Annotated in this window: 11 protein-coding genes; 3 read left to right on the top strand and 8 right to left on the bottom strand. The window is 66.1% G+C overall.

What is annotated here, in order from left to right; all coding sequences use genetic code 11:
- Positions 1-21: 21 nt before the first annotated feature.
- The 5 genes from frr to rpsB form a co-directional block, all read right to left on the bottom strand.
- On the bottom strand, positions 22-579 hold the full coding sequence (gene frr / locus J2W22_RS14865; protein WP_307119014.1) for a ribosome recycling factor: 558 nt from the start codon (positions 577-579) through the stop codon (positions 22-24).
- A gap of 13 nt (positions 580-592) precedes the next feature.
- The gene (pyrH, locus tag J2W22_RS14860; protein ID WP_307119013.1) at positions 593-1,324 is read right to left on the bottom strand and encodes a UMP kinase; all 732 of its coding nucleotides are present in this window, start codon (positions 1,322-1,324) and stop codon (positions 593-595) included.
- 232 nt (positions 1,325-1,556) lie between these two features.
- Positions 1,557-3,440, bottom strand: coding sequence for a beta-N-acetylhexosaminidase family protein (locus tag J2W22_RS14855; protein ID WP_307119012.1), 1,884 nt, complete (start codon positions 3,438-3,440; stop codon positions 1,557-1,559).
- 239 nt (positions 3,441-3,679) lie between these two features.
- Positions 3,680-4,612, bottom strand: a complete 933-nt coding sequence (gene tsf / locus J2W22_RS14850; protein WP_307119011.1) for a translation elongation factor Ts — start codon at positions 4,610-4,612, stop codon at positions 3,680-3,682.
- Positions 4,613-4,828: 216 nt separating this feature from the next.
- A complete protein-coding gene (rpsB, locus tag J2W22_RS14845) occupies positions 4,829-5,626 on the bottom strand; it encodes a 30S ribosomal protein S2 (RefSeq protein ID WP_307119010.1) in 798 nt (265 codons plus the stop codon).
- A 356-nt stretch (positions 5,627-5,982) separates the two neighbouring features.
- On the opposite strand from rpsB, the gene J2W22_RS14840 reads away from it, so the two are divergent.
- Entirely contained in the window at positions 5,983-6,201 is a 219-nt protein-coding gene (locus J2W22_RS14840) for a hypothetical protein (protein WP_307119009.1), read from the top strand.
- Here J2W22_RS14840 and J2W22_RS14835 read toward each other — a convergent pair.
- The 3 genes from J2W22_RS14835 to J2W22_RS14825 all read right to left on the bottom strand — a co-directional run bounded on the left by J2W22_RS14835 (position 6,152) and on the right by J2W22_RS14825 (position 8,164).
- The gene (locus J2W22_RS14835; RefSeq protein WP_307119593.1) at positions 6,152-6,928 is read right to left on the bottom strand and encodes a CDP-alcohol phosphatidyltransferase family protein; all 777 of its coding nucleotides are present in this window, start codon (positions 6,926-6,928) and stop codon (positions 6,152-6,154) included. The two genes, J2W22_RS14840 and J2W22_RS14835, sit on opposite strands and share 50 nt — an antisense overlap.
- 50 nt (positions 6,929-6,978) lie before the next feature.
- Positions 6,979-7,707, bottom strand: a complete 729-nt coding sequence (locus tag J2W22_RS14830) for a phosphatidylserine decarboxylase (RefSeq protein WP_307119008.1) — start codon at positions 7,705-7,707, stop codon at positions 6,979-6,981.
- Between the two features lie 61 nt (positions 7,708-7,768).
- Positions 7,769-8,164: a hypothetical protein gene (locus J2W22_RS14825; protein ID WP_307119007.1), complete on the bottom strand. Its 396-nt coding sequence runs from the start codon at positions 8,162-8,164 to the stop codon at positions 7,769-7,771.
- Between the two features lie 151 nt (positions 8,165-8,315).
- On the opposite strand from J2W22_RS14825, the gene J2W22_RS14820 reads away from it, so the two are divergent.
- A complete protein-coding gene (locus tag J2W22_RS14820) occupies positions 8,316-8,933 on the top strand; it encodes a class I SAM-dependent methyltransferase (protein ID WP_307119006.1) in 618 nt (205 codons plus the stop codon).
- 211 nt (positions 8,934-9,144) lie between these two features.
- A complete protein-coding gene (locus J2W22_RS14815) occupies positions 9,145-10,365 on the top strand; it encodes an NADP-dependent isocitrate dehydrogenase (RefSeq protein ID WP_307119005.1) in 1,221 nt (406 codons plus the stop codon).
- The last annotated feature ends 195 nt before the right edge of the window (positions 10,366-10,560 follow it).

Raw genomic sequence — 10,560 nt, 5'->3', positions numbered from 1 at the left:
CAGACAGGGCGTGGGCCGGGTTCACTTGCCGAGGATTTCCTTTTCCTTGGCCGCCGCCGCCGCATCGATCTCGGCGATCGTGCTGTCGGTGAGCTTCTGCACCTCGGTCTCGTGGCGCTTGCGCTCGTCTTCCGAATAGACGCCCTTCTTCTCGTCGGTCTTCAGGCTGTCATTGCCGTCGCGGCGCACGTTGCGCGCGGCGATGCGGGCCTTTTCGGCATATTGGCTGGCGAGCTTGGCGAGCTCCTTGCGGCGCTCCTCGGTCAGGTCCGGGATCGGCAGGCGCAGCGTCTGGCCGTCGGTGATCGGGTTGAGTCCGAGGCCGGCCGAGCGGATCGCCTTCTCGACGGGACCGACATTGGACTTGTCCCACACCGTCACCGAGAGCAAGCGCGGCTCGGGCGCGGCGACCGTCGCCACCTGGGCGATCGGCATGTGCGCGCCGTACACCTCGACCGTCACCGGATCGAGGAGCGTGGTGCTCGCGCGGCCCGTGCGCAGGCCCTGCAGGTCATGCTTCAGCGACTCCACCGCGCCGTTCATGCGGCGCTCGAGGTCGGCCTTGTCGTAAGCGGCCATTATCGGCTCCTTCTTATGCGAATTGGGTTTCGTTCTGGACGATCGTCGAGGTGCCCTCGCCGCGCAGCACGCGGGTCAGGTTGCCCGCGTCGCGGATGTTGAACACGACGATCGGGATGTTGTTGTCGCGGCAAAGGGCCACGGCGGAGGCGTCCATCACCTTCAGATCGTCTGCGAGGACGCGGTTGTAATCCAGCGTATCGTAACGCTTTGCGGTCGGCACCTTCTTGGGATCGGCATCATAGACGCCGTCGACCGAAGTGCCCTTGAACAGCGCGTCGCACTGCATCTCGGCCGCGCGCAGCGCCGCGGTGGTGTCGGTGGTGAAGAACGGCAGGCCGGTGCCCGCCGCGAACAGCACGACGCGGCCCTTCTCCATGTGCCGCTCGGCGCGGCGGCGGATATAGGGCTCGCACACCGAGGCCATCGGAATCGCCGACTGGACGCGCGTGTCCACACCGATCTTCTCGAGCGCGTTCTGCATCGCCAGCGCGTTCATCACGGTAGCAAGCATGCCCATGTAATCCGCCGAGGCGCGGTCAAAACCCTGGGCGGCACCCGCCAGCCCACGGAAGATGTTGCCGCCGCCGACGACCATGCAGATCTCGAGGCCGCTTTCCTTGGCGTCCTTCACTTCGAGCGCGACGCGCTCGCAGGTGTCCGGATCGATGCCGAACTGCCCCTGCCCCATCAGGACCTCGCCCGAGAGTTTGAGGAGGATGCGTTTGAATCGGGGAGCGGTCATCGGAGCCTTTGGTTACTACGGATACTGGGAGCGGCGCGGACCCTAGAGGAGCGCGCACAAAGGGACAAGCGGGCGCACGGCCTATTTGCCGCGCGCCCTGCCGTGACAACGGTAACAGCTGTGGATGATGCGCGAGTACTTTCCAGTTCCCCGGCGAAAGCCGGGGCCCAGGGTTTCTCTGCCGTGTCGCTCGTGACCCTGGGCCCCGGCTTTCACCGGGGAACAAGGTATCCTAGTTCCTGGGTGCAGGCGCCAGATAGACCAACCCCGGCGCATCGGCGATGAAGCGGTCCAGCACGCCGTCCGAAACCTTTATCGGCCCTTCGGGACGCGTGGCGCCTGGGATCGAGCGAATCGCCGCGGCCTTCTTCGCCAGCTCAGCCGCAGCGGCGAAGGCGCGCGCCGCGCCCGGCTGGCCGGCGCGGGCAGCGGTCAGGCCGTCCACGGTCAGGCGCAGCGCGCGGCCCCAGAGCTCGGCAGCATCGAGCCACGGCCCTGCCTCGCGGACGAAGCCCGGCATGACCACGCCGGCGCGGATCCGGTCGGGCGCTGCCGTCAGGGCGTCGGCAGCGTCACCCAGCGCGCCGAGCGATCTGGCGATCGCATGCGGATCATTGTCCGCCAGCGCGTCGCGCGCAGTGTCGATCAGCGCCTTGAGCTTCGGCGCCTGGGGCTGCCAGGGCTGATGGCCGAAAGTGGGCGCGACATGCTGGGTGTCGAAGAAGGTGAGCAGCGCCTCGGCCGTCCCGGCATCGCCGCCGGCCAGGTAGAACGCCGCCGCGCGCCAGGTGCGCTGGGCATCGTAATTGCGGTCGTTCCACGAAAAGGCCAGCACGCCGGTCACCGCAGGACGGCTCGCCACTTCCTGGTTCATCGGGTTGGAGACGATGCCGCCCAGCTCGGTCGAAAGCCCGGCCTGGCGCCGGTCATAGGGCGCCAGAAGCAGCCGCCCGGCGGTCTCGCCATAATCGTTCACCGGGTAATTGTCCCAGAGCAGGGTCTTGCGGCCGAACGCCTTGGTCGCGCTTTTGGCATCGGCGACCGAGATCGCGGCCGGCACCGTATCGGTCCCGGTCCACTGCACCACCACACGCGGATCGAGCGCCTTGCGCAGCTCCGCCTTGTAGGGCGATTCGGTGGTGTTGTAATATTCGGTCGGCACCATGGTCAGCGAGCCATGGCCGGCCGCCGCGAGATCACCCTGGACCGCGTTGAGCAGGCTGGCCTGCGCAGCGGCCGCCGCCTTCTGGCCGGGCGCGCCGAACGCCGCTTCGTCGGCCGGGCAGTTCCACTTGGTATATTCGATGTCGTCGAGCGCGACGTAGAAGCTGCGCACGCCCAGCCCACGCAGCGCGGCGAACTTGCGGCGCACCGCCTCCAGATCCTTCGGATCGCTGTAACAGATCGAGGGCCCGGGCGAGATCGCATAGATGAAATTGACATGCTCGCGATTGGCGGCGTCCACTACCTTGCCCAGCGCCTGCAGCGTGTCGGCGGGATAGGCCTCGCGCCACTTGTCGCGGGCGAACACATCGTCCTTCGGGCTGTAGATATAGGTGTTGGCCTTGAACCGGGCGAGGAACGCGATGTGCTCCTCCCGCTCGGCCATCGACCAGGGCTTGCCGTAAAAGCCCTCGATCGTGCCGCGCACCGGCATCGCTGGATAATCGGAGACGGTGACCGAGGACACGCGCCCGCGCGCCACGATCTGCCGGAAGCTCTGCGCGGCATGATAGAGCCCGTCCCCGTCCCTGCCCGCCAGCACCACCAGCGCGCCGCCGTCGCTCGTCTGGCTGGCCAGCGCATAGCCCTCGTCCTGCTCGGGCATCGTCGCGCCCGTTCGGGCCAGCGCATCGCGGACCGGCGCCGCATCGCCCCCGCCGATCACCACATAGGTCGCGTCGAGCCGCTTCGGCAGCGCCGCCGCAACCCGGATCTCGCGTACGCCGCCGGTGGCGAGGACCTCGCGGACCAGCTTCTCGGTCGCCGCATCCACGCCCTTCGCCCGCACGAGCACCACCGTCTCGCCCAGTGCGAAGTCCGGCCCGGTCAGCCGCATCGCCGCCGGCGTCGGGAAGATGGCGGGCGCGGTCGAGACCTGCGCGAGCGCAGGCATCGCGCTCCCCATCGCCAGAGCCAGCACGGCACCCCGCCCTATGACGACACCAACGTGAAGGGAACGGGACATGCGCATGAACAAGGCTCCTGCCGATAGTGGTATTAGATTGGTAGGAAACCAAGCGAACATTGTCGAGAGGGTCGATGCCGCGGCGGCAACCGGGCGACGCCCGGAAACGCAAACGGGCGCCGCCACCCTGGGGTGACAGCGCCCGCGCATTCAGGTCCGGGAAGACCTTACTTGGTGAGACCAGCGGTCGCAGCCACTTCGGCGGCGAAGTCGCTCTCTTCCTTCTCGATGCCTTCGCCGAGCTGGAAGCGGACATAGTCCTTCAGCACGATCGAGGCGCCGGCGTCCTTGCCCGCCTTGGCGATGACGTCGGCGACCGGGGTCTTGCCGTCCATCACGAAGAGCTGGGTGAGGAGCGCGTTCTCCTTCTTGAACTTCTCGATCGGCCCGTTGAGGATCTTCTCCGCAACCTCGGCCGACTTGCCGACGATCTTGTCGGCGTTCTTCTCGCGCAGGATCGCGGCCTCACGCTCGACCAGCTCCGGATCGAGGTCCTCGACCGACAGCGCCAGCGGGAAGGCAGCCGCGATGTGCATCGCGATCTGCTTGCCGAGCGGCTCGAGCACGTCGGCAGCGGCGTCCGACTCGAGCGCGACGAGCACGCCGATCTTGCCCAGGCCCGGAGCCGCGGCGTTGTGGACGTACGGGATCACCGCACCGTTGGCGACTTCGACCTTCTTGGCGCGGCGGAGAACCTGGTTCTCGCCGATCGTCGAGATGTTGTTGGTCAGCACTTCCTCGACGGTGCCGGCGGGCAGCGGAGCCGCCTTGATCGTCTCGAGATCGTCGCCCAGCTCGAGCGCGACCGAGGTCACGTCGCGAACGAAGGTCTGGAAGATCTCGTTCTTGGCGACGAAGTCGGTCTGCGAGTTGACTTCGACGGCCACGCCCTTGGTGCCCGAGACTTCGAGGCCGACCAGGCCTTCAGCGGCGGTGCGGCTCGACTTCTTGGCAGCGGCGGCGAGGCCCTTGGTGCGCAGCCAGTCGACTGCGGCTTCCATGTCGCCATTGGTCTCGGCCAGCGCCTTCTTGCAGTCCATCATGCCGGCGCCGCTCTTCTCGCGGAGTTCCTTCACGGCTGCTGCGGTGATCTCGGCCATGTTCAATTCCTCTAGCTGGCAGCCGGGGCGTAGCCCGGCCATCTATGTAAAACCCGTTCGCCCTGCGCTTGTCGAAGGTCCGTTCTCTCTTGCCGGGCGCCGGAAGGAAGACGGTGCTTCGACAAACGCAGCACGAACGGGAGAAAGGATCGGCGCCTTCGAACTGACGGCCGCCTAGTGCGCGCCTATGTCAGTTCGAAGACAGCCAGTTTCAACTTACGCGTCGATCTGACGCTCGCCCTCGACGGCCTGCTCCGAAACCTCGGTCAGGGCCGGCTCGACCGGAGCGACTTCCTGGGCGCCCAGGTCGACGCCGAAGCTCGCCTGGCGGTCCTGGTTGCCGCGGGTCGCCGCGATGGCGATCGCTTCGCAGTACAGGCGGATGGCGCGCGAGGCGTCGTCGTTCGCCGGAACCGGGAAGGCGATGCCGTCCGGGCTGACGTTCGAGTCGAGGATCGCGACGACGGGGATGCCAAGCGTGTTGGCTTCCTTGATCGCCAGCTCTTCCTTGTTCGCGTCGATCACGAACATCACGTCGGGCAGGCCGCCCATGTCACGGATGCCGCCGAGCGAGAGCTCGAGCTTGTCGCGTTCACGGGTGAGCTGCAGCACTTCCTTCTTGGTCAGGCCGTGCGTGTCGCCCGACAGCTGCTCCTCGAGCGTCTTGAGGCGCTTGATCGACTGCGAGATGGTCTTCCAGTTGGTGAGCATGCCGCCCAGCCAGCGATGGTTGACGAAGTGCTGGTTCGCGCGGCGGGCTGCCTCGGCGATCGGCTCCTGCGCCTGGCGCTTGGTGCCGACGAACAGGACCTTGCCGCCGGCGGCGACGGTCGAGTTCACGAACTCGAGAGCGCGCGCGAAGAGCGGCACGGTCTGCGAGAGGTCGATGATGTGAACGCCGTTGCGCTCGCCGAAGATGTAGGGCTTCATCTTCGGGTTCCAGCGGTGGGTCTGGTGACCGAAGTGCGCGCCCGATTCGAGCAGCTGCTGCAGGGTGACGACGGGTGCCGCCATAGGGATAACTCCTTCCGGTTGTTCCTCTGGGAAGCGAGTGACCGAACGGCGTTCGGCACCGGGTTATGATGCTTCCCATGCGGGGTTGAGGCGGCGCCCCTAGCCGAAAGCGCGGACGAGCGCAACCGCCTGTTCCCATCAGCTTCATACGAAGGTGCGAATGGGCCTCCGCGGCGGCGGCCCCATCTTCCTCTGCGTACGGCGCGGGACGCCTTTGTTCACTTTTGTTCCATTTGGTGTTGACAATGGAACATCCGCGGAACATTAACCGTACATAAGCGGTTCAAGGAACGCAGCCAGCCCGCCGGACATTGGTCCGGCATCTGGAGCGGTCCCTCGCCCAGGAGGAAGTCTTTATGGTTTCGCTGTTCGCTTATCTGCTGCTCGGCACCGCTTTCGCGGTTTCCCTCTGGACGATCGCCACCTCGGTGGCTGGCCAGCTTCCCCGCATGCGCGAGCTACTCGGTCGCAACGTTGCCCGCCCGCTGCCCGAGCTGGTGCCCAGCCGTGTCACCGTACGCTACGCTAGTCCGGCGCGCCGCCCCGCACCGTTCCCGCTGCGCGCAGCTGCCTGACCTTGCGGTAGCTCCGCACGCTGAACGGGATCGAGACCAGGTACAGGATCGCGATCACCGCCAGCGTCGGCCAGGGTGCGGCGACCAGCGCCGCAACCAGTACGACCAGCACGGCGATCGCCTCGAAGCGGATGCGCTGCTTCAGGCGGACATGCGGCGCGAAGGTCGCGACGCTCGAGATCATCAGCACCGCGATGAACGCCGTCCAGGGCGCCACCACCGCCGGCGAGCGCAAATGCGGCTCGTCGGTGAACAGCCAGAGATAGAGCGGCAGCAAGGCCAGCACCGCTGCCGCGGGGGCGGGCACGCCGGTGAGGAAGCCCGCCGACTTGTGTGGCTGCTCCTCGGCGTCGATCTGCGCGTTGAACCGCGCCAGGCGCAGCGCGCAGAACAGGGCATGGACCAGCGCGATCATCCAGCCGAACCGGCCGATCGTCTGCAGCGACCAGAGATAAAGGATCAGCGCCGGCGCGACGCCGAACGAGATCGCGTCGGACAGGCTGTCCAGCTCGGCACCGAACCGGCTCTCGCCGCGCATCATCCGGGCGATCTTGCCGTCGATGCCGTCGAGCAAACCCGCGATCAGGACCATGAGAACCGCCAGTTCCCATTTTCCGTCGATGGCAAACCGTATCGCGGTCAATCCCGAACACAGCGCCAGCGCGGTCACCGCATTGGGCGCGATGGCGCGCAGCGGGATGCCGCGCACCGGCCGCATCCGCCGCATGCGGCGCGGCCGCAGCGTGCGCGGCAGCCGCGTGTCGCCGCGCCGGTCGCTCACTGCGAGATGCCGCTGACGGCCGCGGCCCCCTTCTTGGCGATGACCGTCTCGCCCGCGATCGTGCGCTGGCCGAGCGTGACCTGGGCTGCATAATCCTCGGGCAGGAACACGTCGACGCGGCTGCCGAAGCGGATCAGGCCGACGCGCTGGCCAGCCACGACCATGTCGCCCGGCTTGGTGAAGCTGACGATGCGCCGCGCGACCAGGCCGGCGATCTGGGTGAAACCGATGCGCAGCCCGTTCCGGTCCTCGACGATGAAGTGCTGGCGCTCATTCTCCTCGCTCGCCTTGTCGAGGTCGGCGTTGAGGAAGCGGCCGGAGATATAGATGACGTGGCGGATCGTGCCGGTGATCGGCGTGCGGTTCACGTGCACGTCGAACACGCTCATGAAGATCGACACGCGCACCATCGGCGCCTCGCCCAGCGCCTGCGGACCGCGCAGCTCGGGCGGCAGCTCGACGCGCTGGATCATCGTGACCAGCCCGTCGGCCGGGGCGATCAGCATCCCCTCGCCCTGCGGCGTCACGCGGATCGGATCGCGGAAGAAGGCCGCGACGCCGAAGGTGAGGAACACCAAAGGCCAAGTGATGAAATCGAACACGAAAAGGCTGAGCAACGCGATCGCAGCGGCGATCGCCACATATTTGCGGCCCTCGGGGTGAATGTCGGGGAAACGCCACTTCACCGTGGGGGTGCCGAGCGGGGGCTTGTCAATAGATGCCATCGGTAGGCTCTAGCTGCGTGTCGCGGTCAACACAACGCGTGTGGAGCCCGCTCTATCCCTCCTAGTTCTGGAACGGGGCCGTTACCGCCGGCAGGCAATAGCGCCGAGGCCCAACGCCGATCCCCTTGGGCACGACAATGTCCTTTGAGACTCCGCCCACCCGGTCGCACGCCGCACCGGCGGTCACGTTGTAGCGGATGATTCGCTTGGTATTGTCGGGGCACAAGTCCGAGCAGGTGTAGGTGGCGACCACTGGCACGCCGCGGTGCAGCCCCACCGCAAGCTTCCATGTGCGCACCTCGCTTTTCGGATCGAACGGCGCCTTGACCACCGCGACCAGCTCCGCGTCGGTGATCGGATCGAATCTGTCCGCCGTGCTCAGCATCTCCAGCCGCGCGATATCGGGCTCGCGCTGCTGCTGCACCGCCAGCAACAGCGCCATCATCGTTAGGATCATGCGTCCTCCCTCCTATGCGAAGAAGGATGACGTACCCTAACTTGCCCACAACTGAACCACTCGGATGCGGTGAAATGCAACCACGCCGCTTGCATGTTCGTTCGAATTGCCCAAATGCCGCGACTGTCCCCAAATTGTAATAAGGTCGCCCATGCCCGCTTCCACCGCCGCCAAGGCCCGTACGCGTAACCGCCGCCCCGCCGGCGCACCGTCGCCCTGGGGCATGTTCTTCCGGGGATTCCTCAAGCGGCCAGTGATGGTCGGCGCGGTGGCGCCCTCCTCCCGCTTCGTGATCAACAAGATGCTCGCCCCGGTCGACTGGGAGAACACCAAGCTGTTCGTCGAGTACGGCCCGGGCGTCGGCACCTTCACCCGCCCGATCCTCGATCGACTCGCACCCGACGCGAAGCTGATCGTGATCGACACCAACCCCGATTTCATCCGCTACCTGAAGCAGAGCATCCCCGATCCGCGCCTGATCGCGATCCAGGGCTCGGCGGCGGACGTGAAGCAGATCGTCGCCGATCACGGCTTCGAGCATGCCGATTACATCGCCTCGGGGCTGCCCTTCTCGACCTTGCCGCCGGGCGTGGGCGACGCGATCGCCAAGGCGACCCGCGAGATCATCCGCAAGGGCGGCGCTTTCCTGGTCTACCAGTACAACCCGCGCGTGAAGAACTTCCTCACCCCGCACTGGTCGCACATCGATCACGCCATGGAATGGATCAATATCCCGCCCGCGCAGCTCTGGTGGGCCTGGAACGACTGAGCTTCCTTCCCGTCATCCCCGCGAAGGCGGGGATCTAGGGTAACGGAGCGATGTCCCTCGCGACTCTGGATCCCCGCCTTCGCGAGGATGACGGAGAAATATTCGGGGGCGCATCAGCGACGAGCTGAGATCGATCCCCGAGGGGTGGCTTGATCCCCCCGCCCCATCCTCCTAGACGCTCGCCCAAACCCTTTAAAAGGAACAGCGAGCAATGGCGAAGATCAAGGTTGCAACGCCCGTCGTGGAGATCGACGGCGACGAAATGACGCGGATCATCTGGCAGTGGATCCGTGAGCGCCTGATCAAGCCGTACCTCGACATCGATCTGAAGTACTACGACCTCTCGGTCGAGAATCGCGACGCGACCGACGACCAGGTGACGATCGATTCCGCCAAGGCGATCCAGCAGTACGGCGTCGGCGTGAAGTGCGCCACGATCACCCCGGACGAGGCCCGCGTCGAGGAATTCAAGCTCAAGAAAATGTGGAAGTCGCCGAACGGCACGATCCGCAACATCCTGGGCGGTGTCGTGTTCCGCGAGCCGATCGTGATCAAGAACGTTCCCCGCCTCGTCCCGGGCTGGACTGACCCGATCGTCGTCGGCCGTCACGCGTTCGGCGACCAGTACCGCGCGACCGATTTCAAGGTCCCGGGCGCCGGCAAGCTCACGATGAAGTGGGTCGGCACCAATGGCGACGAGCTCGAATATGAAGTGTTCGACTTCCCGAGCGCCGGCGTTGCCATGGGCATGTACAACCTCGACGAGTCGATCCGCGACTTCGCCAAGGCGAGCATGAACTATGCGCTCGATCGCGGCTGGCCGCTGTATCTCTCGACCAAGAACACGATCCTCAAGGCCTATGACGGCCGCTTCAAGGACCTGTTCCAGGAGACCTTCGACGCCGAGTTCGCCGACAAGTTCAAGGCCGCCGGCATCGTCTACGAGCACCGCCTGATCGACGACATGGTCGCCTCGGCGCTCAAGTGGTCGGGCAAGTTCGTCTGGGCCTGCAAGAACTATGACGGCGACGTCCAGTCGGACACCGTCGCGCAGGGCTTCGGCTCGCTCGGCCTGATGACCTCGGTGCTGATGTCGCCGGACGGCAAGACGATCGAGGCGGAAGCCGCCCACGGCACCGTCACCCGTCACTACCGCATGCACCAGCAGGGCAAGGCGACCTCGACCAACCCGATCGCGTCGATCTTCGCCTGGACCCAGGGCCTGTCGTTCCGCGGCAAGTTCGACAACACCCCGGACGTCACCCGCTTCGCCGAGACGCTCGAGCAGGTCTGCATCGAGACCGTCGAGAGCGGCAAGATGACCAAGGATCTCGCGATCCTGATCGGTCCGGATCAGCCCTGGATGACCACCGAGCAGTTCTTCGAGGCGATCCGCGAGAACCTCGAAGCCAAGATGGCTGCCTGGGCCTAATCCTTCGGCATCACCGGAAATGCGAAGGGGGAGCGGCGACGCTCCCCCTTTTCTTTTGCACGCTGTTCTTTTGCAAACTGCTCCCCGCCCTTGTTCCCCGGCGAAAGCCGGGGCCCAGGGTAACAGAGCGAGACGGCAGAGAAACCCTGTGCCCCGGCTTTCGCCGGGGAGCAGTTATGGCAATAGATCAGAGCG

Origin of the sequence: Sphingomonas kyeonggiensis (assembly GCF_030812785.1) — a bacterium.
GTDB lineage: Bacteria > Pseudomonadota > Alphaproteobacteria > Sphingomonadales > Sphingomonadaceae > Sphingomonas > Sphingomonas kyeonggiensis_B.
Note: the sequence above shows the minus strand (reverse complement) of the source record. Positions and strands in the feature narration are given on the sequence as shown.

Excerpts from the sequence above, each read along its gene's own strand:
- pyrH (WP_307119013.1), bottom strand. The coding sequence starts at position 1,324 with ATGACCGCTCCCCGATTCAAACGCATCCTCCTCAAACTCTCGGGCGAG.
- rpsB (WP_307119010.1), bottom strand. The coding sequence starts at position 5,626 with ATGGCGGCACCCGTCGTCACCCTGCAGCAGCTGCTCGAATCGGGCGCG.
- J2W22_RS14815 (WP_307119005.1), top strand. The coding sequence starts at position 9,145 with ATGGCGAAGATCAAGGTTGCAACGCCCGTCGTGGAGATCGACGGCGAC.
- J2W22_RS14855 (WP_307119012.1), bottom strand. The coding sequence starts at position 3,440 with ATGCCTGCGCTCGCGCAGGTCTCGACCGCGCCCGCCATCTTCCCGACG.
- tsf (WP_307119011.1), bottom strand. The coding sequence starts at position 4,612 with ATGGCCGAGATCACCGCAGCAGCCGTGAAGGAACTCCGCGAGAAGAGC.
- J2W22_RS14835 (WP_307119593.1), bottom strand. The coding sequence starts at position 6,928 with ATGCGGCGGATGCGGCCGGTGCGCGGCATCCCGCTGCGCGCCATCGCG.
- J2W22_RS14825 (WP_307119007.1), bottom strand. The coding sequence starts at position 8,164 with ATGATCCTAACGATGATGGCGCTGTTGCTGGCGGTGCAGCAGCAGCGC.
- J2W22_RS14840 (WP_307119009.1), top strand. The coding sequence starts at position 5,983 with ATGGTTTCGCTGTTCGCTTATCTGCTGCTCGGCACCGCTTTCGCGGTT.
- frr (WP_307119014.1), bottom strand. The coding sequence starts at position 579 with ATGGCCGCTTACGACAAGGCCGACCTCGAGCGCCGCATGAACGGCGCG.
- J2W22_RS14820 (WP_307119006.1), top strand. The coding sequence starts at position 8,316 with ATGCCCGCTTCCACCGCCGCCAAGGCCCGTACGCGTAACCGCCGCCCC.
- J2W22_RS14830 (WP_307119008.1), bottom strand. The coding sequence starts at position 7,707 with ATGGCATCTATTGACAAGCCCCCGCTCGGCACCCCCACGGTGAAGTGG.